The following is a 20,468-nucleotide window of genomic DNA, read 5'->3' on the forward strand; positions in this document are numbered from 1 at the left end:
GATATGAGTAACAACCTGATCGAAATCCGTGACCTCTGCGTGACCTTCAGCGGCCAGACCGTGGTGCGCAACCTGTGTCTGGACATCCGCCCCGGTGAATGCCTGGCGCTGGTAGGTGAGTCGGGTTCCGGCAAATCGGTGACCGCGCACTCGATCCTGCAACTGCTGCCCGAGACCGGCACCGAAACCAGCGGCAGCATCCGCTATCGCGGCAAGGAGTTGCTCGGCGCTTCGTCCAGGGTTTTGCGAGAGTTGCGGGGCAACCGCATCGCCATGATCTTCCAGGAACCGATGACCTCGCTCAATCCGCTGCACAGCATTGAAAAGCAGATCGGTGAAACCCTGCTGCTGCACAAGGGCCTGACCGGCAAAGCTGCGCAGGAGCGGATTCTGGAGCTGCTGCACCTCGTGGGCATCCAGAAACCCAAAGAGCGGCTCAAGGCGTATCCGCATCAACTCTCCGGCGGCCAGCGGCAACGGGTGATGATCGCCATGGCGCTGGCCTGCGAGCCAGAGTTGTTGATTGCCGACGAGCCCACCACTGCGCTCGACGTTACGGTGCAGCGCAAGATCCTGATCCTGCTCAAGTCCCTGCAACAGCGGCTCGGCATGTCATTGCTGCTGATCAGCCACGACCTCAATCTGGTGCGCAGCATCGCTCAGCGTGTGTGCGTGATGAAGGCCGGGGAAATCGTCGAACAGGCGCCGTGCGAAACGCTGTTCACCGAGCCGAAACATCCCTACAGCTGCGTACTGCTGAACGCCGAACCGGAAGGCCAGGCGCTGCCCCGTGACGAGCGCGAGAACGTTCTGGAAGTGGACAATCTTTGCGTGCGCTTCCCCCTCGGTGGCGGGCTGTTTCAGCGCAAAACGTACTTGCATGCCGTGGACGGCATCAGCCTGAATGTCCAGCGTGGCAAGACATTGGGCATTGTGGGTGAGTCCGGCTCGGGCAAGTCGACACTGGGTCAGGCGATCCTGCGCCTGCTCGACTCCGAAGGCAGCATTCGCTTTCAGGGCCAGGCGCTGGACGGTCTGACGCAAAAGCAACTGCGGCCATGGCGCAAGAAAATGCAGGTGGTGTTCCAGGACCCTTTCGGCAGCCTCAGCCCACGGATGTCCGTGGCACAAATCATCAGTGAAGGCCTGGAAGTGCATAGCCAGTTGACGGCGGACGAATGCAAGGCCGAAGTGATTCGGGCCCTGCAGGAAGTCGGCCTCGACCCGCAAAGCCGTCATCGCTACCCCCACGAGTTCTCCGGCGGCCAACGCCAACGTATCGCCATCGCCAGGGCGCTGGTGCTGAAACCGGCGCTGATCCTGCTGGACGAACCGACCTCGGCGCTGGACCGCACCGTGCAGAAACAAGTGGTCGCGCTGCTGCGCCAGCTTCAGGAAAAACACGGCCTGACGTACCTGTTTATCAGCCACGACCTGGCGGTGGTGCGCGCCCTCGCCCACGACATGATCGTGATCAAGGACGGCAAAGTGGTGGAAAGCGGCGCCAGCCACGACGTGTTTGATTCACCGCAGCATCCGTACACCAAAGAGCTGTTGGCGGCGGCGCATCTGCAACAGGCATAAAATCGCGTCGCTGCCTTCGCGGGCAAGCCTCGCTCCTACAGGTGAACGCGATCCCCTGTAGGAGCGAGGCTTGCCCGCGAAGAGGCCCGCACAGACACACACATTCTGGACATGACCCCATGAACACCACCGAAAGCCTCAAGGATTACCAGCGCGTTCGTCTGTTGGCGATCCGTTCGCTGTTCGAGATCATCGAGCAGTCCAGTGAAGGCACGGTGATTGTCGACCGCGACGCGAACATCGTCTGGATGAACGAACGTTATGCCCGACGCTTCGGTCTGGATTCGGCGCAAGTGGCCATCGGCAAGGCCTGCGAAAGTGTGATCCCCGGCAGCCTGCTGCGGGAAGTGGTGCGCACCGGCCGACCGATTCTGCTCGACATGCAGGACACACCCAAGGAACCGTTGGTGGTGATGCGCCTGCCGATCCATGACGACGCCGGCGTGGTGATCGGCGCCATCGGTTTCGCGTTGTTCGATGAGTTGCGCAGCCTGTCCCCGATGCTCAAACGCTACATGAGCATGCAGGAAGAGCTGGCCTCCACCCGCTCGCTGCTGCGGGCGCGGCAGACCAAGTACAACTTCGCGCATTTTATCGGCACCAGCGCGGCCAGCCTCGAAGTCAAACGCCGCGCCCGACGCAGCGCCAGTGCTGATTCCCCCGTTTTGCTGCTCGGCGAAACCGGCACCGGTAAAGAGCTGCTGGCGCAGGCGATTCATGGCGCATCACCCCGTGCGCACAAGGCTTTCGTCAGCATCAACAGCGCAGCGATTCCCGAGGCGCTGCTCGAGGCCGAATTCTTCGGCACCGCCCCCGGCGCGTTTACCGGCGCCGATCGCAAGGGTCGCGTCGGCAAGTTGCAGATTGCTCAGGGCGGCACGCTGTTTCTCGATGAAATCGGCGACATGCCACTGCCGCTGCAAAGCAAGCTGCTGCGGGTGCTGCAGGAAAAGGAATTCGAACCGGTCGGGTCCAACGAAGTGATTCAGAGCGATGTGCGGGTGATCGCCGCGACCTCCACCGACCTTGAAGCGGCGATCAAACGCGGCGAGTTTCGCGCCGATTTGTATTACCGCCTCAATGTGCTGCCGATCCAGGTGCCGCCGCTGCGTGATCGTCTCGATGATTTGCCGGCACTCAGTGAAGCCATCCTTGAGGAGTTGCGCAGTCAGCACGAGCTGAACCACGAGGCGCTGGAGTTGCTGGCCCGACACGCCTGGCCAGGGAACATTCGCGAGTTGCGCAACGTGCTGGAACGGGCGGCATTGCTCAGTGACGATCTGATGCTGAACGCGACCGATATCCGCGCGGCGATTGGTACGTTTACGCTGGTGGAGCGTGTGGCGCCTTTAAAGGTTGAGTCGGTGGCACACGAGACGTTCAGTGAGGCACGTGAACGGTTTGACCGGCAGTTGATTGAATCAGCCCTCGCGCAATGCGGGGGGAAAGTGATTGAGGCGGCGGCGCGGCTGGGGCTTGGGCGGTCGACGTTGTACAAGAAGATGGTGGCGTTGGGGATTGCAGAGTCTCTATAACGAGACATTAATCTCTATTTACAGACATATTTTTGGAGCGCTTTGCGCTCATCGCCAGCAAGCCGGCTCCTACAGGGTTTTCGGTGTTGATGCGATCTTCTGTAGGAGCCGGCTTGCTGGCGATGACGGCCTCCAAACCACAAAAAATCTCAAAACAGAGACAAATACGCTCATCCTCCTCTGAAAAAACAATAAATATCCTTATATTTCAATATGTTGCCACCTTGGCACAAATCTCGCTAAAGCCCTCCCTCACACCGTTTCACCCCACAAAAATAACAATCCAGGAGACACACCATGAGTGTGATCATTGCCTTGGCAGCCCTCGCGCTGCTGATGCTCGCGGCCTACCGTGGCTACAGCGTTATCCTCTTTGCCCCGATTGCCGCCCTCGGCGCCGTCCTGCTCACCGACCCTTCCGCCGTCGCCCCTGCTTTTACCGGGGTGTTCATGGAGAAAATGGTCGGCTTCATCAAACTGTATTTCCCGGTGTTCCTGCTTGGCGCCGTGTTCGGCAAGCTGATCGAGTTATCGGGTTTTTCGCGCTCCATCGTTGCGGCGGCGATTCGCCTGCTCGGCACCCGTCAGGCGATGCTGGTGATCGTGCTGGTTTGCGCCCTGCTCACTTACGGCGGCGTGTCGCTGTTTGTGGTGGTGTTTGCGGTCTATCCGTTCGCGGCCGAGATGTTCCGCCAGAGCAATATTCCCAAGCGCCTGATCCCGGCGACCATCGCCCTCGGCGCCTTCTCGTTCACCATGGACGCCCTGCCCGGCACCCCGCAAATCCAGAACATCATCCCCAGCACCTTCTTCAACACCACCGCGTGGGCGGCGCCGTGGCTGGGTTTGATCGGCGCAATCTTCGTGGTCTGCGCCGGCATGGCGTTTCTGCAGCGCCAGCGCAACAAGGCTCAGCTTTCGGGTGAAGGCTACGGCACCGACCTGCGCAACGAGCCGGAAACCGCTGCCGATATCAAACTGCCGAATCCATGGATCGCGCTGTCGCCGCTGTTGGCCGTCGGCATCATGAACCTGTTGTTTACCCAGTGGATTCCCCAGTGGTACGGCAAGACCCACAGCCTCGCGCTGCCAGGCATGGCCGCACCGGTAACCACCGATGTCGCCAAACTCACGGCGATCTGGGCAGTTCAGGCTGCCTTGCTTGTCGGCATCATCATGGTGTTGGTGTTCGGCTTCCAGGCGATTCGCGGCAAGTTGGCTGAAGGCAGCAGAAGTGCAGTCAGCGGTTCATTGCTGGCAGCAATGAACACGGCGTCCGAATACGGTTTTGGTGCGGTAATCGCGTCCTTGCCAGGCTTTCTGGTGCTGGCCGACTGGCTCAAAAGCATTCCCAACCCGCTGGTCAACGAAGCGATCACCGTGACTTTGCTGGCCGGTATCACCGGCTCCGCATCGGGAGGCATGAGCATTGCGCTGGCGGCCATGGCCAATGACTTCATCGCTGCGGCCCATGCGGCCAACATTCCCCTGGAAGTGCTGCACCGCGTCGCCGCGATGGCCAGTGGCGGCATGGACACCCTGCCGCATAACGGCGCGGTCATCACCTTGCTGGCGGTGACCGGCCTGACCCACCGCGAAGCCTACAAAGACATTTTCTGTATTACGCTGATCAAGACCCTGGCGGTTTTTGTGGTGATCGGTACTTTCTACGCCACTGGCATTGTGTGAGGTATTCATGACGACTCTTTCAGGCAAGACCGCACTGGTCACCGGCTCCACCAGCGGCATCGGCCTGGGCATCGCCCTCAGCCTGGCCAAGGCTGGCGCCAACCTGATTCTCAACGGTTTCGGCGATGCCTCCACAGTGATTGCCGAGGTTGAACAGTTCGGCGGCAAGGTCGGTCATCACCCCGCCGATGTCAGCGACCCGGCGCAGATTGCCGACATGATCGCCTACGCCGAGCGCGAGTTCGGCGGCGTGGACATTCTGGTCAACAACGCCGGCATTCAGCACGTGGCGTCGGTGGAAGATTTTCCCGTGGAGCGTTGGGATTCGATCATTGCGATCAACCTGTCGTCGGTGTTTCACAGCACCCGTTTGAGCTTGCCGGGCATGCGCGCCAAGGGTTGGGGACGGGTTATCAATATCGCTTCGGTGCATGGCCAGGTCGGTTCGGTGGGCAAGGCGGCTTACGTCGCGGCCAAGCATGGGGTGATCGGTTTGACCAAGGTGGTCGGCCTGGAAACCGCCACGACCAACGTCACCTGCAACGCAATCTGCCCAGGCTGGGTGTTGACTCCGTTGGTGCAGAAGCAGATTGACGACCGCATCGCCAAAGGGGTTGATCCGCAGCAGGCGCAGCACGATTTGCTGGCCGAGAAGCAGCCGTCGCTGGAGTTCGTTACGCCGCCTCAGCTGGGTGAACTGGTGCTGTTTTTGTGCAGTGAGGCCGGTAGCCAAGTGCGGGGCGCGGCGTGGAATATAGATGGTGGGTGGTTGGCGCAGTGATTGGGCGATAGACCGCGTTATCGTTCTTCGCGGGCAAGCCTCGCTCCTACAGGTCATGCGTCGTTCATGAAAACACCGATAACCTGTAGGAGCGAGGCTTGCCCGCGAATGGATCTGAAGATAAAAGAAGAGGCAAAAAATGTCCGACATCCTCTGGCAACCTGACGCCAAACGCATCGCCAAGACCCGCATGGACGCCTTCCGGCGCTCCATCAATCAGCGCCACCACCTCGACATTGCCGACTACGCCGCCCTGCACCAATGGTCCATCGATCAACGGGTCGATTTCTGGCAAGCCATCGTCGATTTCTTCGACATCCGTTTCCACACGCAAGCGGATGCTGTGCTGATCGAAGGCGATCACATGCCCAGCGCCCAATGGTTTCCCGGCGCCACCCTGAACTTTGCCGAACACCTGCTGCGCCGTCGTGACGATGCCGTCGCCGTCATTGCGATCGGTGAAAACGGCCAGCGCGAACAACTGACCTGGGCCGAACTGGCCGAGCATGTCGCCGGTTTTCAAAACAGCTTGATCGCCGTCGGTGTCGGTCTTGGCGACCGCGTCGCCGCGTGCATGCCGAACACTTGGCAAACCCTGGTCGCCATGCTCGCCACCACCAGCCTCGGGGCGATCTGGTCCTGCTCGTCGCCGGACTTCGGCACCCAGGGCGTCATCGACCGCTTCGGCCAGATCGAACCGAAAGTGCTGATCACCTGCGCCGGTTACCGTTATGCCGGCAAAGACATCGACCAAAGCGCCAAGGTCAACGAAATCCTTGAACGCCTGCCGTCGCTGCAACAGCTGATCGTGGTGCCTTACGCACGACCCCAGGCGCACATCAAAGACTTCCGCACCCACGCAGGCGTGACGCTTTGGGATGCGTTCTACGAACCGGGCGGCGAGCCGGATTTCGTTGCCGTGCCTTTCGCCCATCCGCTGTACATCCTCTATTCCAGCGGCACCACCGGCGTGCCCAAATGCATCATCCACAGCACCGGCGGCGTGCTGTTGCAGCACGTCAAGGAACACGGCCTGCATTGCGATCTCGGGCCCGGCGACCGCTTGTTTTACTACACCACTTGCGGCTGGATGATGTGGAACTGGCTGGTGTCGGCCCTGGCCGTCGGCAGCGCCGTGGTGCTGTACGACGGCTCGCCATTTCATCCCGGCCCGGAGCGCTTGATCGACCTGATCGACGACGAACGCATCAGCGTGTTCGGCACCAGTCCCAAGTACCTCGCGACCCTGGAAAGCAACGGCGTGAAGCCTCGGCAAAGCCATGATCTCGGCACGCTGAAAACCTTGTTGTGCACCGGCTCGGCGCTATCGCCGCAAAGCTACGACTACGTCTACCGTGACCTCAAGGCCGACCTGTGTCTGGCGTCGATGTCCGGTGGCACCGACATCGTTTCGTGCTTCGTGAACGGCAATCCGCTGCTGGCGGTGCGTCGCGGCGAAATCCAGGGCAAAAGCCTGGGGATGGCGGTCGAAGTCTGGAACGATGCCGGCCGCGCGGTCATTGGCGAAAAAGGTGAACTGGTCTGCACCCGACACTTTCCGGCCATGCCCGTTGGCCTGTGGAACGACCCGACCGGGGAAAAGCTGCGCGCGTCTTATTTCAGCCTGTTCCCCGGCGTCTGGGCCCAGGGCGATTACGCCGAACAATTGGCTCACGGCGCGATGATGATTCACGGACGCTCGGATGCGGTGCTCAACCCCGGCGGCGTGCGTATCGGCACGTCGGAAATTTACCGTCAGGTGGAGAAAGTCCCGCAAGTCACCGACAGCGTGGCCATCGGTCAGCAATGGCAAGACGACGTGCGAGTCGTGCTGTTCGTGCGGCTGGTCGAGGGGGTCGAACTGGACGAGGCGCTGCAACAGCAGATCCGCCAAGTCATCCGCGCCAACACCACGCCACGGCACGTACCGGCGAAGATTGTCGCCGTGACGGACATTCCGCGCACCATCAGCGGCAAAGTGGTCGAGTTGGCGGTTAGGAACGTGGTGCATGGCCAGCCGGTGAAAAACACCGATGCGCTGGCCAATCCCGAAGCGCTGGAGCAATTTCGCAATCGCCCCGAACTCCAGGACTGATGAAGATCAACTGTGGGAGCGGGCTTGCTCGCGAATGCGATACGCCAGTCGACATCACTAGTGACTGATACACCGCATTCGCGAGCAAGCCCGCTCCCACATTTTTCATCCGTGTCAGTCCATCAGACCCCATTCGCCGGGTTGTGCGTTGGGTCCCGGTGATGCGTCGGCATGCAGCTTGAGCCGCAGGCGCAAATTGTTCAGCGAGTCCGCATGCTTCAAGGCCTCTTCTTCGCCGATAGCGCCTTCGATCACCAATGCGTACAGCGCGCAATCGAACGTCTGCATGCCCTGTTCGGTCGACTTCTCCATGATCCCTTTGAGCTCGTCGAATTCATTGCGCCGTATCAGGTCGCCTACGGTCGGCGTGCCCAGCATCACTTCTACCGCCGCCCTGCGCTGACCGTCACGAGTGCGCACCAGACGCTGGGAAACGAACGCTTTAAGGTTGTTGCCCAGGTCATGCAATAGTTGCATCCGCCGTTCTTGCGGGAAGAAATTGATAATGCGGTCCAGTGCCTGATGGGCGTTGTGAGCATGCAAGGTGGAAATCACCAAATGCCCGGTGTCGGCAAACGCCAGCGCATGCTCCATGGTCTCGCGGTCGCGGATCTCACCGATCAGCACCACATCGGGTGCCTGGCGCAGGGTGTTTTTCAGCGCCGTATGAAAACTGCGGGTATCGACGCCGACCTCGCGCTGATTGATGATCGATTTTTTGTGCCGGTGGATGTACTCGATAGGGTCTTCGATGGTGACGATATGCCCGCTGCTATGGCGGTTGCGGTAATCGATCAACGCCGCCAGCGAGGTCGACTTGCCTGAGTCGGTGGCGCCGACGAACAGCATCAGCCCTTGTTTGAGCATCACCGTTTCCAGTAGCACGGGTGGCAACTTGAGGTCTTCGAAACGCGGAATGTCGAGCTTGATGTTGCGCACCACGATCGACACATCGTTGCGTTGCTTGAAAATATTGACCCGAAAGCGCCCGACACCCGCCAACGAGATCGCCAGGTTCATCTCCAGTTCCCGATCGAACTCCAATCGCTGTTCGGCATCCATAATGGACGCGGCAATCGCGGCGATTTCCCCCGGTTTGAACGGCTGGTCGGCCAAGGGTTTGAGTACACCATCAAACCGGGCGCAGGGTGGCGCACCGGTGGACAGGTACAAATCGGAACCCTCCTGGCTGGACAGGGTCTTTAACAGCGCATCGATTTCCATGGCAAAAAACACCCGCGAAGCATTCAATGAACAGAAATGACCCGAAAAATCGGTCATTCAGCGTCTACCGCCCTAGGATAGTAGACGCCGTCACCCCGACCGACGTGCAGGACACCTTGATGAACGCAGTACCCACCGGCAGCGATGCCCAGGCCTTGATTGCCAGACTGGACTGGACGTGCACCCCGCTCGGCGCCGCCAGTGACTGGCCGCAGAGCCTGCGCACAGCGGTGGACATCGTGATTCACTCACCGATGCCGATGCTGTTGCTGTGGGGGCCGCAGCTTACGCAGATCTATAACGACGGCTTCGCGCTGCTGGCCGGCAGCAAGCATCCGCATGCTTTCGGACAACCGACGCACCAGATCTGGCCAGAACTCAAAGACTTTACCGACCCGATTTACAGCGCCGTCCTACAAGGCCAGGTGCGGACTTACAGCGAACAGCGCTTCACCCTGCAACGCGACGGGAATGATTCCGACTTCTGGCTGGATTTGACCTACAGCCCGATCCGCGATGAACACGCCGACGTCGCCGGGATTCTGGTCACGGCCATCGAAACCAACGAACGCCGACGTATCGCCCTTGAACTGGAGCAGCGCTCGGCCGCCAGCCTGAAGGCTCAGCGCGAGACCGAAGAACGCCTGCAACTGGCGCTGGCCGCCACTGACGCCGTCGGCACTTGGGACTGGGACATCGGCGAGGACCGCTTCATTGCCGACGCGCACTTCGCCCAATTGCACGGCATCGACCCGCTACTCGCCAGTCAGTTGCCCATCAGCGACTATCTCGAAGCCGTGCATCCGGAAGACCGCTCGATGGTCACCCGCGGCATCAAGCAGTGCATCACCCAGGGCAGCGAATACGCCGAGGAATATCGCCTGTTGCAACCCGACGGCCAGTTGCGCTGGGTGTTTGCAAGGGGCCGCTGTTACAAGGACCACCATGGCCGGCCGATCCGTTTCCTCGGCGCCGCGCTGGACCTGACCGAACGCAAACACACGGAACAAGCCTTGCGTCAGAGTCAGACCGAGCTGCAACTGATCATCAACGCCATGCCGATTCTGATCAGTTACGTCGACAGCGAGGAACGCTTTCGCCTGAACAACGCGGCGTACCTCGACTGGTACGGCCTGACGCCCCAGGAGCTTTATGGTCGGACCATTCGTGAGGTGCTGGGTGAAGAAGCCTACGCCTTGCGCGCCGAATACATCGCCGAAGCACTGGCGGGCAGGACCTGCTGTTTCAGCATCAGCACGCCGCATCGTGATGGCAGCACTCGACAAGCCTTGATGAATTACCTGCCCCGCCACGGGCCGGATGGCGCGGTGAACGGTTTCTATATTTTTGTGATCGACGAAACCGAGCGCAAACAGACCGAAGAAGCCTTGCGCAACCTCAACGAAACCCTTGAGGAACGTGTCGCCGCCCGTACCCAGCAATTGGCCGAAGCGAACCAGCGCCTGCAAAACGAAATGTTCGAGCGCGAACGTGCCGAAGATGCCCTGCGCCATGCGCAAAAAATGGAAGCGGTCGGCCAGCTCACCGGCGGTATCGCCCATGACTTCAACAACATGCTCACCGGGATCATCGGCAGCCTCGACCTGATGCAGCGCTACATCGCCGATGGGCGTACCGCCGAGATCGGCCGTTTCACCGAAGCGGCGGTGTCGTCAGCCAACCGCGCAGCCGCCCTGACCCATCGCCTGCTCGCCTTCTCCCGGCGCCAGTCGCTGGACCGCAAGCCGCTGAACGCCAACGAACTGATTCATTCTCTGGAAGATTTGCTGAGCCGCACCAAGGGCGACCACATCGAGCTGAAACTGCAACTGGCCGATGAAGCCTGGCCGGTCAGCACCGACGTCAGCCAACTGGAAAACGCCCTGCTCAACCTGGTGATCAATGCGCGGGATGCCATGCCCGATGGCGGCGAGTTGCGTATCGAAACCGCCAATGTCTATCTGGACAGCAGTGACATCAACATTCTGGAACCCGTCAAGGCCGGGGATTACCTGATGATCGCCGTCAGTGACAACGGCACCGGCATGACCCCGAAAGTGTTGGCCAAGGCGTTCGATCCATTCTTCACCACCAAGCCTATCGGCCAGGGCACGGGGCTGGGTTTGTCGATGATCTACGGTTTTGCCCAGCAGTCGGGCGGCCACGTGAGCCTGTTCAGCCTGCCGGGCCAGGGCACCAGCGTGCGCCTGTTCTTGCCGCGCTTGCACGAGATGGAGCCGCAAGATGTGCTGACGCCGGTCATCGGCGAGGCCCCCTCGGCGATAGCCGGGGAAACCGTGGTGTTGGTGGAAGATGATCCGGCGGTGCGCATGCTGGTGTTCGATCTGCTCAAGGAGCTGGGTTATCACGCCCATGAGGCCGAAGATGCGAAGACCGCCCTGCCCCTGCTCGAATCCGGTCTGCGGGTCGATCTGCTGGTGACCGATGTCGGGCTGCCGGGCATGAACGGTCGGCAATTGGCAGAAATCGCCCGTCAGCACCGTCCGGAACTCAAAGTGCTGTTCATGACCGGTTACGCGGAAATGGCCGCCGAGCGTCAAAGCTTCCTTGAGGAAGGCATGGACATGGTGGCCAAACCGTTTTCGGTTGACCTGCTGGCCAACAAGATTCGCACGATGATCGGCCAACCCGAGTGAGTTGAGGCATAATCGCGCGCCCCGCCGTCACGACCGTTGCAAGGTACTCGTCCCATGAAAGCTCAAGCCCGCCATATTCTGGTGAAAACCTCGGAAGAAGCCGAGCAGCTCAAACAACGCATCGCCAAGGGCGAAGCCTTCGATGTGCTGGCCAAGAAGTATTCCACCTGCCCGTCCGGCAAACGCGGCGGTGATCTCGGTGAAGTACGGCCAGGGCAGATGGTCGGTGTGATTGATGCGGTGATTTTCAAGAAGCCGTTGCGGGTGGTGCATGGGCCGATCAAGAGCAAGTTTGGCTATCACCTGGTGCAGGTGTTTTATCGGGATTGAGCGGCTGACTTGAGGGCCTCATCGTCGGAACGCCGCCCGGAGCCGGCTCACTCCCACATTGGATTTGCGGCGTACACAGATCCATTGTGGGAGCGAGCCTGCTCGCGATCCGACTGCGCAGCAGCCGGCCATTCACCACCTACCGCGGAATCAACGCCCCCGGCACCTGAATCACCCGACTCGCCAACCGATGCCCCGCCTCGGCCGCCTCCACCGGGCTCCCCCCTTTGAGCCGACTGGCCAGGTACGCCGCACTGAACGAATCCCCCGCCGCCGTCGTGTCCACCACGCGTTCGACCTTCTGCGCCGGCACCTCGAACGACTCGCCCTCACAACGAATCAGACAGGCCTCGGCACCACGCTTGAGCACCACTTCCGGCGTACCCACCTGCTCGTAAGCGGCGAACACCGCCTCGCAATCGGAAAAATGAAACAACGCCTGTTCGTCGTCGACAGTCAGCAACGCCAGATCCACATACGGCAACACGCTGCGGTACGCCGCCCGAGCGTCCTCGATCGATGCCCACAAACGTGGCCGGTAGTTGTTGTCGAACACAATCCGCGCATCCCGCTGCCGTGCTTCGATCAGGGTTTCCAGCAACTTCTCCCGACCTTGCACACCGAGCACCGCCAGGGTGATGCCGCTGAAATACAGCACGTCGTAATCCGGCAGCGCCGCGAGGATCGGCGCGGCGGCTGGCGTGGTAAAGCAATCGCGGACGGCGGCTTCGTTACGCCAGTACAAAAAGCGACGTTCGCCGGCGGCGTCGGTCTGGATGCAGTACAAACCGGGCAAGCGACCGGGCAGGCGCTGGACCATGTCCAGGCCGATGTTTTCGGCGGCCCAGCTTTGGCACATGGCATCGCTGAAACTGTCATCGCCCAGGGCGGTGACGTAATCAACGCTGCCGCCTTCGCCGAGTTCCCGGGACAGATAGACCGCCGTGTTCAAGGTATCGCCGCCGAAGCTCTGTTGCAGACTGCCGTCGGCGCGGTGTTGCAACTCGATCATGCATTCGCCGATCAGGGCGATGCGCGGGATGTTGGGGCCGAGTGTGTTGATGGTGTTCATTGTTGTGGTGTCTCTGGTGGTTCGGTGGTGTCTGGTCGGGCGCCTTCGCGGGCAAGCCTCGCTCCTACAGGTTTTGTGTCATTCGCAAATGATGATTACGGCACAAATCCTGTAGGAGCGAGGCTTGCCCGCGAAGGCCGCACCTCGGTCTGGAACCCTAGAAACAGGTTTCCATGGTTTCGATGACATTCAACTGCTCATCCACCAGACACCCCGTGCGCCACTTGTCGAACGTCAGGCACGGGTGCGAAGTGCCGAACGAAATGATGTCGCCCACCCGCAACTCAATCCCCGGCGCCACGGTCATGAACGCGTGCTGATCCATCACCGCCGTCACCTTGCAGGCACTGACGTCGTCGCCCGTTGCCGGCACCACACCAGCCTTGTAACGCAGCAACGGCACCGGCAGCCCGGCGTCGTAGGCCACGTCGCGTTTGCCCAGGGCAATCACCGCAAAACCTGGCTCCGGCAACGACTGCACATGCGCCCAGACTTCCAGCGCCGGGCGCAGGCCTTCGTGCAGATCGCTACGACGGTCGAGCACGCAGCATTGCGCCTCTTTATAGATGCCATGGTCGTGGGCCACGTAGCTGCCAGGGCGCAACACGCTGAGGAAACGTCCGCCAGCGTTCTGCGCTTCGAAGGACTCGGCGATCAGGTCGTACCAGGCCGAACCCGACGCGGTGATGATCGGCTTGGCAATGGCGAACGCGCCGCTGTCCTGCAACTGCACCGCCAGACGCACCAGCGACGCGGCGAATGCGCGAATGCCGGTGACCGCATGATCACCATGAATCACGCCTTCATAACCTTCGATACCGGTCAGTGCCAACGCGGGTTGTGCGTTGATGGCCTTGGCCAGGGCGATCACTTCCTCTTCGGTCCGGCAACCGCAACGGCCACCCACCACGCCGTACTCGATCATCACGTTCAGGCGCACACCGCGCGAGGCGAAATACGCGCCGAGGTCAGCGACGTTGTCCGGGTGATCGACCATGCAATGGAAATCGAATGTCGGGTCCGCCAGCAAATCGGCGATCAGCGCCATGTTCGGCGTCCCCACCAGTTGGTTGGCCATCAGCACCCGACGTACACCATGCGCGTACGCCGCGCGGGTTTGCGTGGCGCTGGCCAGGGTAATGGCCCAGGCGCCGGCGTCCAGTTGGCGGCGAAACAAGGCCGGGGTCATGCTGGTTTTGCCGTGAGGCGCGAGTTCGGCGCCGCTGTTGCTGACGAACGCCTGCATCCAGCGAATGTTGTGTTCCAGCGCCTCGCGATGCAGCACCAGCGCCGGCAGGCTGACGTCGCGCACCAGATGGGCACCGGTCTGGGCAAAGCCCTTTTCCACGGCAGCAGTATTTTGGGCAGAAGACATGGTCGAACTCCTCACATTTTCGCGGCCGCGAACAGCCGCTGTTATTCGTTAATGCGACGGGCCAGGCGGTTGGCGTTGTCGATCAACACCCGGCGATAGTCGTTGTAATGCGTCTTGGCATCGGCCCGTGGGGCGACGATGCACAGGGTCGCAATGGCCACGCCGTTCGGGTCTTTGACCGGGGCGGCGAAGCAATGGGTAAAGGTGTCGGCGACACTGTCGAAGGAGAAAAAACCGTCGATACCGGCCTGACGGATTTCACCGAGAAACTGCTCCAGCGGCAGGCGTTCACCGTTAGGCAGGATGAAGTCGTCGTGATCGATCAGGTCGATGATTTCCTGGTCGCTCAGGTGCGCCAGCAACAGGCGCCCGGACGCGGTCCAGGGGATCGGCGCGTTCTCGCCGATGTCCGAGGAAATGCGGAAATGCCGCTCGCCCTCTTTCATCAATGCCACCGTGTATTTGCGCCCGTTGAGCAGGCACATCTGCGCGGTTTCATGGGTCTGGCTGACGATCTCCTGCAGGGCGTGATCGGCCTCGCGGGTCAGGTCGAAATGACGCAAATGCGCCTGCCCGAGGAAGTACAGCTGACGGCCGAGGTAGACGTGACCGTCCTTGCCCACGGGCTCCAGAATCCGCCGTTCAAGCAAGGACGCCACCAGTTCGTAGACCGTGGATTTCGGGCTGCCGATGCCACTGGCAATTTCATTCGGACGCAGGGGCTGGCCGATTTCCTTGAGGAAATCGAGGATATCGAACGCCCGGTCCAGACCGCGAGCCCGGCGCTTGATGGTGTCTTCGGTCATGTTTCAAATTCCCATTCAAAGTGCCGGGAGTTTACCTAGAGTGCTGTGCTGACCGTTAGGCCGCCTTCGCGGGCAAGCCTCGCTCCTACAGATCACCTCGACCTGTAGGAGCGAGGCTTGCCCGCGAAGAATTCACCGCAAATCTCAGGCCTTTTTCTTGTACGCGATGCAGTCGATCTCAACCTTGCAATCAACCATCATGTTCGCCTGCACGCAGGCCCGGGCCGGTGCGTGTTCGGGTTTGAAGTACTCGGAGAAGACCTTGTTGAAACTGGTGAAATCCCGCGGATCTTCCAGCCACACCCCGGCGCGCACCACGTCTTCGAGGCCATAACCGGCCTCTTCGAGAATCGCGATCAGGTTCTTCATGGTCTGGTGGGTCTGCTCGACGATGCCGCCAACAATGATCTCGCCATCCAACGCCGGCACCTGGCCAGAAACGTGCAGCCAGCCGTCGGCTTCAACGGCGCGGGCGAAAGGACGAGGCGTACCGCCAGCGGCGCTGCTGCCGGTGCCGTAACGAGTAATGCTCATGAGTGTTTCTCCTGATTGAAAAGCTAGAAGTTAAAACCGCGTGTTTTTGAGGAACTCAGCCAGACGCGGTGATTGCGGGCGTTCGAACAGCTCCTTGGGAGGCCCCTGCTCTTCGATACGCCCCTGATTCATGAAAACGATCTTGTCCGAGACCTCGAAAGCGAAGCGCATTTCATGGGTCACCAACAACATGGTCATGCCATCCTCGGCCAGGCCCTTGATCACGCTCAGCACTTCGCCCACCAGTTCCGGGTCGAGGGCCGAGGTGACTTCGTCAAACAGCATCAGGCTCGGGTTCATTGCAATCGCCCGGGCAATCGCCACGCGCTGTTGCTGGCCGCCCGACAGTTGCCCCGGATAGTGATCACGGCGCTCCAGCAAACCGACCCGCTCGAGCCATTTTTCGGCGAGCGCGACAGCCTCGTCCTTGTGCAGTTTTTTGACCTTGAGCAAACCCAAGGTGACGTTCTGCAATGCGGTCAGGTGCGGGAACAGGTTGAACTGCTGGAACGCCATGCCGGTCATGGCCCGATGGCGGGCGATGACTTTTTCCGGGTGGCGTATGCGCTTGCCGTTGACCTCGTCATAGCCGATGGATTCGCCATCGAGCATGATCTGTCCGCCCTGGAATTCTTCGAGCATGTTCACGCAACGCAGCAGCGTGGTCTTGCCCGAGCCGCTGGAGCCGATCAGCGTGACCACGTTGCCGCGCTGCATGGTCAGGTCGACACCCTTGAGCACTTCGAGCTGGCCATATTTTTTGTGCAGCCCGCGAATGTCCAGCAGGGGCTGCTCATTTGGAACGTTCGAAACTTGAGGTTGAGTCATGGCAAGGCCACCCGCTTTTCAATGTGCCGGCCGAGTAATTCGATGGCGTAGTTGATGACGAAAAACAGAAATCCGGCGAACAGGTAAAACTCCAGCGTCATGAACGTCCGGGCGATGATCTGCTGGGTGCTGAGCAGCAACTCGGCCACGCCGATCACCGACAGCAGCGTCGAAGCCTTGACGATCTCGGTGGACGAATTGACCCAGGTCGGCAGGATCTGCCGCAGCGCCTGAGGCAACAGCACATAACCGAGGGCTTGATAAAACGTCAGGCCAATCGCCTTGCTCGCTTCCATCTGACCGCTCGGCAACGCTTGCAGCGCGCCGCGCACAATCTCGGCGACGTGGGAACCGCAGAACAGCGTCAACCCCAAGGCTCCGGCCTGGAATGCACTGATCTGCCAGCCCAGTGCGGGCGCCATGTAGAAGCAAGCGAGCACCAACACAAACACCGGTGTGCCGCGAATAATGTCTACGTAAAAACGGAACGGCGCACGCATCCAGAACTTGCCGTAGGTCAGCACCAGACCGGCGACAATGCCGACCATCGTGCCCAGCAAAATCGCCAGTGCCGAGACCTGCACACTGGTCAGGAAGCCTTGCCACAACACTTCGCGGGCAACCCATAACTCATGCAACCAACTGGGTGATTCGTACATGAGGGCCTCCTATCGGCGGATCGCCAGACGCTGCTCGAGGTAACGCAGCATCATGGCAATGAGGTAACAGGCCGCAACATAGAGCGCTGTGGTCACCAGCCAGGTTTCAATCACCCGGTAGCTCTCGACATTGATCTTGCGCGCGTAATAGGTCAGCTCGGGCACGGCAATCGCCGCCGCCAGCGAGGTGTCCTTGAACAGCGAAATGAAGTTGTTCGACAAGGCCGGCAGCACGTTGCGCAACATCACCGGCACAGTGACGTAGGCCTTGACCTGCCACTCGCCCAGGCCGATGGCCAACCCGGCTTCGCGCTGGCCCTTGGGAATGCTCAACAACCCGCCACGGAACACTTCGGTCAGGTACGCCCCGGCATACAGCGACAGGGTGATGATGAACGACGGGATCTTGTCCAGACGAATCCCCAGGCTCGGCAACGCGAAGTAGATCAACAGAATCAACACCAGAATCGGCGTATTACGGATCACCGTCACATACACCGACGCCATCACCCGCAATGCGCGGTGCTTTGAGAGCAAAGCAAACGCCATCATCAGGCCGATCACGCAACCGATGGCGATCGACACCAGCGCCAGCTCCAGGCCCAGGCCGAGCCCCGCCAGCAAGGTGTCGAAATCGCGCCACACGGCGGCAAAGTTCAACTGATAGTTCATGGTCAGCAGTACCTTGAACGGGGCGCGTTATGGGCGCCCCACTCTCACGGGGTCATTTGAATTCGACGGGAAAACCGATGGCCGGGGTGGGCAGATCCACACCGAACCACTGCTTGAAGGACGCCGCGTAGGTCGGGAATTCAACGCCGGTCATGGCTTCATGCAACGTGGTGTTGACGAAGTTCAGCCAGTCCTGATCGCCGCGTTTAACTGCGCACGCGTACGTTTGCGGGCTCCAGGCGTAGGTCGGGCTGCGATAGCGACCGGGGTTCTGCACCATCAGGTACTTGACCGAAGACTGGTCGGTGGCAGCGGCGTCGGCACGGCCGGAGTTCACGGCCTGGTACATCAAATCCACGCTGTCGTACTGATCGACCTTGGCTTTGGGCAGCGCCTGGTGCACCAGTTCTTCGGCGTAAACGTTCTGCAACACCGCCACGGTCACGCTGTCATTGGCCGCCTTGAGGTCTTCGATTTCCTTGTACTTGCTGTTGGCCGGCAACAGCAGGCCGACACCTTCGCGGTAGTACGGCAGCGTGAACGCCACTTGCTGCGCACGGCTGGCGGTCACGGTAATGAACTGGCAACTCATGTCGACCTTGTCGGTCAGCAGGTTGGGAATCCGCGCATCGGACGACTGCACCACGAACTCGACCTTGCTCGGATCGTTGAACAACCCTTTGGCGACCATTCGCGCGATATCGATATCGAACCCCTGCAACTTGCCGTCCGCTCCCTGGAAATGCCACGGCGCATTGGTACTGCCCGTGCCCACGATCAGTTTCCCACGGGCCAGCACGCTATCGAGTTTGCTGTCCGCCGCCTGGGCAACGCCCATGGCAGCAGCCGAAGCTGCAAAAAGAAAAACACACGCTTTAAACAAGGAAGGTCGGCGATGCATGGCAAGCACTCCAGGATGATGTGTATTCCGCTATACCGGAACTGAGTATGTAACAACGGAATAGACAGCAGAAAGTGTGCCACAGGTTGTGGGGCCATTTCTCGGAAAATTACAAATCGAGTGAAATCAACGGGATGCGCTGCAACAGGAAAAAACGGTAGCGCTCGTGCAAACGACTGGGCGCTACCGTTCGCCACAACGGGCGGGTAAAAGCATCTCAATTGGGCGAAGGCTGACCCGATCGGGTGCGCCCGCCTTGCCTGCGCCTGGCTCACACTTACCTCTCAACCCGGAACAAACCGCTTAACCCCCCTTTGTTATAGAACAAGCCATCGAGCAGTTCGATTGCATACCCGGCCCTGGACTCCTTGCCAATGAGGGGCCGAAGCACGGCCGGATCCACTCGAAAGCTCAGAAAACCATCCGCGGTCGTGCGAATCTGCTGCCACTCCAACAAATATTCGACGCCTGGGCCACAAGGTGGAGGAACGTCGGGACCGCACGGGATACCACCTGTCGTGGAGTAAATCCTGAGCCCGAGGAACATTCCCCGGTGCAGACCGCGAATCGGCGGAATACGGAATATGGCGCCATTCGGAACATCAGCAAGGTTGAGGACGCGGTCCCGCGCCTCGACAATCTCGACATCCAGCAGGTGATCAATGTCCAGTTCGCCAGTGGCCACTACGAAAGAGAACACATGGGAGTGCGATTGCGTGCCATCCGGATGGCTGACGGTATAGCTAACGTCAACCGCGACACCCGAATGCATTAATACGGCGGCGTCGGGAATAGCGACCTGTTGCAGCCCGGAAGAAACAACGGGATGAGGTTCGGCCTCATATTTCCCTTTATCGCTAAGCAACGTGATGTACACGCAATCGCCTGGCGCCAGCGCAGGATCAGAGATATGCGTGGTCACCACGCCGGGGCGGTAGTCGACCAGTAGCGGAAGAAACACTCGCACGACTTCGTACGCGGAAAACCACACCGTCGGTGCCGCGAGTAAAGAGAGGGAGTATCGTGATTGCCTATCGAAAAAACCGCTGTCCACTGCTGTCGAGATCATGCCGGCCACCCTTCCATATCCAGAAATGAATTCATCAAACTGGCTGAAAAACTGTCGGCACGGCCTGGAGCCCAACAATCAACCGAGTGCAATCAAGCACTCCTGCCGATGCTCCTGTCTACTGTCAATTCTGACAGGAGGCGATGTCTGCGCACGGGCATCCTCGTTGGCGCTTTGCGACAAGACCATGCTCAATTACGGTGTGGAGAACGCATCACGTATACTCGATACCCGAAAATTGCCTTCAATCCGAATCAGCCAGGCTGATCGAATAAGTGCGAGGCCCAAACCGGCTGGCTGCGACCTTCTTTGCACTGAATTGAACGTTTAAGAAAAGTGCCATCTAATAGCCATAATCGGCTGAGCATTTGCTGCAATTTATTGACATCAATCAAGCCTCAAACCCAATTGGACAAGCTCCAATCCGGCTGCTTTTATTTACATCTCAGTAAGCGGCAAAGCATTGCTGGCCTTGAGCCAGAGCCTTGCCACATTCCCAGGAGGGGTCAATGTCTTTCAACATCATGATGGTTTTCGGTACGCGTCCGGAGGCCATCAAGATGGCGCCACTCGCCAGAGTGTTGCGTCAATTGTCCGGGGGCAGACTGAGCTTCTGCGCCACCGGCCAACAGGATGACGAGGTCCACTTCGAACGCA

The 20,468-nt window shown here is 60.1% G+C and carries 17 protein-coding genes and 1 pseudogene; 8 read left to right on the forward strand and 10 right to left on the reverse strand.

Features of this window, described 5'->3' with window-relative positions; genetic code table 11:
- The first annotated feature begins 3 nt into the window (after window positions 1–3).
- The 5 genes from ACM6IO_RS14355 (at window position 4) to ACM6IO_RS14375 (ending at window position 7,684) form a co-directional block, all read left to right on the forward strand.
- Window positions 4–1,584 carry an ABC transporter ATP-binding protein gene (locus ACM6IO_RS14355; RefSeq protein WP_414911713.1) on the forward strand — a complete coding sequence of 527 codons (1,581 nt, stop codon included), beginning with the start codon at window positions 4–6 and terminating at the stop codon, window positions 1,582–1,584.
- A gap of 119 nt (window positions 1,585–1,703) precedes the next feature.
- Window positions 1,704–3,119: a sigma-54 interaction domain-containing protein gene (locus ACM6IO_RS14360; RefSeq protein ID WP_414911714.1), complete on the forward strand. Its 1,416-nt coding sequence runs from the start codon at window positions 1,704–1,706 to the stop codon at window positions 3,117–3,119.
- Between the two features lie 297 nt (window positions 3,120–3,416).
- The gene (locus tag ACM6IO_RS14365; protein ID WP_223480418.1) at window positions 3,417–4,808 is read left to right on the forward strand and encodes a GntP family permease; all 1,392 of its coding nucleotides are present in this window, start codon (window positions 3,417–3,419) and stop codon (window positions 4,806–4,808) included.
- A gap of 7 nt (window positions 4,809–4,815) precedes the next feature.
- Entirely contained in the window at window positions 4,816–5,589 is a 774-nt protein-coding gene (gene hbdH / locus ACM6IO_RS14370) for a 3-hydroxybutyrate dehydrogenase (protein ID WP_008033792.1), read from the forward strand.
- Between the two features lie 139 nt (window positions 5,590–5,728).
- Complete coding sequence (locus ACM6IO_RS14375; RefSeq protein WP_414911715.1) at window positions 5,729–7,684, forward strand: acetoacetate--CoA ligase; 1,956 nt, start codon at window positions 5,729–5,731, stop codon at window positions 7,682–7,684.
- Window positions 7,685–7,798: 114 nt separating this feature from the next.
- Here the strand turns inward: ACM6IO_RS14375 and ACM6IO_RS14380 are convergent, their stop codons facing one another.
- Entirely contained in the window at window positions 7,799–8,908 is a 1,110-nt protein-coding gene (locus tag ACM6IO_RS14380) for a PilT/PilU family type 4a pilus ATPase (RefSeq protein ID WP_207284630.1), read from the reverse strand.
- A gap of 119 nt (window positions 8,909–9,027) precedes the next feature.
- Here ACM6IO_RS14380 and ACM6IO_RS14385 point away from each other — a divergent pair, with 119 nt between their 5' ends.
- Window positions 9,028–11,565 carry a PAS domain-containing protein gene (locus tag ACM6IO_RS14385; protein ID WP_192496310.1) on the forward strand — a complete coding sequence of 846 codons (2,538 nt, stop codon included), beginning with the start codon at window positions 9,028–9,030 and terminating at the stop codon, window positions 11,563–11,565.
- A gap of 54 nt (window positions 11,566–11,619) precedes the next feature.
- The gene (locus ACM6IO_RS14390; RefSeq protein WP_007898282.1) at window positions 11,620–11,895 is read left to right on the forward strand and encodes a peptidylprolyl isomerase; all 276 of its coding nucleotides are present in this window, start codon (window positions 11,620–11,622) and stop codon (window positions 11,893–11,895) included.
- A 139-nt stretch (window positions 11,896–12,034) separates the two neighbouring features.
- Here the strand turns inward: ACM6IO_RS14390 and ACM6IO_RS14395 are convergent, their stop codons facing one another.
- The 9 genes from ACM6IO_RS14395 to ACM6IO_RS14435 form a co-directional block, all read right to left on the reverse strand.
- Window positions 12,035–12,967 (reverse strand): sugar kinase, encoded by a 933-nt coding sequence (locus ACM6IO_RS14395; protein ID WP_414911716.1) that lies wholly within the window; start codon window positions 12,965–12,967, stop codon window positions 12,035–12,037.
- Window positions 12,968–13,124: 157 nt separating this feature from the next.
- Entirely contained in the window at window positions 13,125–14,342 is a 1,218-nt protein-coding gene (locus tag ACM6IO_RS14400; protein ID WP_414911717.1) for an amino acid deaminase, read from the reverse strand.
- Between the two features lie 41 nt (window positions 14,343–14,383).
- On the reverse strand, window positions 14,384–15,148 hold the full coding sequence (locus tag ACM6IO_RS14405) for an IclR family transcriptional regulator (RefSeq protein WP_008033782.1): 765 nt from the start codon (window positions 15,146–15,148) through the stop codon (window positions 14,384–14,386).
- 144 nt (window positions 15,149–15,292) lie between these two features.
- The gene (locus ACM6IO_RS14410) at window positions 15,293–15,682 is read right to left on the reverse strand and encodes a RidA family protein (protein ID WP_008033044.1); all 390 of its coding nucleotides are present in this window, start codon (window positions 15,680–15,682) and stop codon (window positions 15,293–15,295) included.
- Between the two features lie 30 nt (window positions 15,683–15,712).
- Window positions 15,713–16,510 carry an amino acid ABC transporter ATP-binding protein gene (locus ACM6IO_RS14415; RefSeq protein ID WP_008033043.1) on the reverse strand — a complete coding sequence of 266 codons (798 nt, stop codon included), beginning with the start codon at window positions 16,508–16,510 and terminating at the stop codon, window positions 15,713–15,715.
- Window positions 16,507–17,169 (reverse strand): amino acid ABC transporter permease, encoded by a 663-nt coding sequence (locus ACM6IO_RS14420; protein WP_008033040.1) that lies wholly within the window; start codon window positions 17,167–17,169, stop codon window positions 16,507–16,509. Before ACM6IO_RS14420 ends, ACM6IO_RS14415 begins: the two co-directional genes overlap by 4 nt.
- 9 nt (window positions 17,170–17,178) lie before the next feature.
- Entirely contained in the window at window positions 17,179–17,841 is a 663-nt protein-coding gene (locus tag ACM6IO_RS14425) for an amino acid ABC transporter permease (protein ID WP_008033038.1), read from the reverse strand.
- A gap of 52 nt (window positions 17,842–17,893) precedes the next feature.
- A complete protein-coding gene (locus ACM6IO_RS14430; protein WP_008033036.1) occupies window positions 17,894–18,742 on the reverse strand; it encodes a transporter substrate-binding domain-containing protein in 849 nt (282 codons plus the stop codon).
- 277 nt (window positions 18,743–19,019) lie between these two features.
- A complete protein-coding gene (locus ACM6IO_RS14435) occupies window positions 19,020–19,811 on the reverse strand; it encodes a hypothetical protein (RefSeq protein ID WP_414911718.1) in 792 nt (263 codons plus the stop codon).
- A gap of 509 nt (window positions 19,812–20,320) precedes the next feature.
- Here ACM6IO_RS14435 and ACM6IO_RS14440 point away from each other — a divergent pair.
- Window positions 20,321–20,440: pseudogene (locus tag ACM6IO_RS14440) on the forward strand (UDP-N-acetylglucosamine 2-epimerase (non-hydrolyzing)); the annotation flags it as partial.
- Between the last annotated feature and the right edge of the window lie 28 nt (window positions 20,441–20,468).

Origin of the sequence: Pseudomonas sp. IT-P44 (genome assembly GCF_949768225.1) — a bacterium.
Lineage (GTDB): Bacteria > Pseudomonadota > Gammaproteobacteria > Pseudomonadales > Pseudomonadaceae > Aquipseudomonas > Aquipseudomonas migulae.

What these genes read in the sequence shown, in the direction of transcription:
- ACM6IO_RS14395 (WP_414911716.1), bottom strand. Translation starts at nt 12,967, where the DNA reads ATGAACACCATCAACACACTCGGCCCCAACATCCCGCGCATCGCCCTG.
- ACM6IO_RS14400 (WP_414911717.1), bottom strand. Translation starts at nt 14,342, where the DNA reads ATGTCTTCTGCCCAAAATACTGCTGCCGTGGAAAAGGGCTTTGCCCAG.
- ACM6IO_RS14430 (WP_008033036.1), bottom strand. Translation starts at nt 18,742, where the DNA reads ATGCATCGCCGACCTTCCTTGTTTAAAGCGTGTGTTTTTCTTTTTGCA.
- ACM6IO_RS14410 (WP_008033044.1), bottom strand. Translation starts at nt 15,682, where the DNA reads ATGAGCATTACTCGTTACGGCACCGGCAGCAGCGCCGCTGGCGGTACG.
- ACM6IO_RS14425 (WP_008033038.1), bottom strand. Translation starts at nt 17,841, where the DNA reads ATGAACTATCAGTTGAACTTTGCCGCCGTGTGGCGCGATTTCGACACC.
- hbdH (WP_008033792.1), top strand. Translation starts at nt 4,816, where the DNA reads ATGACGACTCTTTCAGGCAAGACCGCACTGGTCACCGGCTCCACCAGC.
- ACM6IO_RS14420 (WP_008033040.1), bottom strand. Translation starts at nt 17,169, where the DNA reads ATGTACGAATCACCCAGTTGGTTGCATGAGTTATGGGTTGCCCGCGAA.
- ACM6IO_RS14365 (WP_223480418.1), top strand. Translation starts at nt 3,417, where the DNA reads ATGAGTGTGATCATTGCCTTGGCAGCCCTCGCGCTGCTGATGCTCGCG.
- ACM6IO_RS14355 (WP_414911713.1), top strand. Translation starts at nt 4, where the DNA reads ATGAGTAACAACCTGATCGAAATCCGTGACCTCTGCGTGACCTTCAGC.
- ACM6IO_RS14415 (WP_008033043.1), bottom strand. Translation starts at nt 16,510, where the DNA reads ATGACTCAACCTCAAGTTTCGAACGTTCCAAATGAGCAGCCCCTGCTG.
- ACM6IO_RS14360 (WP_414911714.1), top strand. Translation starts at nt 1,704, where the DNA reads ATGAACACCACCGAAAGCCTCAAGGATTACCAGCGCGTTCGTCTGTTG.
- ACM6IO_RS14380 (WP_207284630.1), bottom strand. Translation starts at nt 8,908, where the DNA reads ATGGAAATCGATGCGCTGTTAAAGACCCTGTCCAGCCAGGAGGGTTCC.
- ACM6IO_RS14375 (WP_414911715.1), top strand. Translation starts at nt 5,729, where the DNA reads ATGTCCGACATCCTCTGGCAACCTGACGCCAAACGCATCGCCAAGACC.
- ACM6IO_RS14435 (WP_414911718.1), bottom strand. Translation starts at nt 19,811, where the DNA reads ATGATCTCGACAGCAGTGGACAGCGGTTTTTTCGATAGGCAATCACGA.
- ACM6IO_RS14390 (WP_007898282.1), top strand. Translation starts at nt 11,620, where the DNA reads ATGAAAGCTCAAGCCCGCCATATTCTGGTGAAAACCTCGGAAGAAGCC.
- ACM6IO_RS14385 (WP_192496310.1), top strand. Translation starts at nt 9,028, where the DNA reads ATGAACGCAGTACCCACCGGCAGCGATGCCCAGGCCTTGATTGCCAGA.
- ACM6IO_RS14405 (WP_008033782.1), bottom strand. Translation starts at nt 15,148, where the DNA reads ATGACCGAAGACACCATCAAGCGCCGGGCTCGCGGTCTGGACCGGGCG.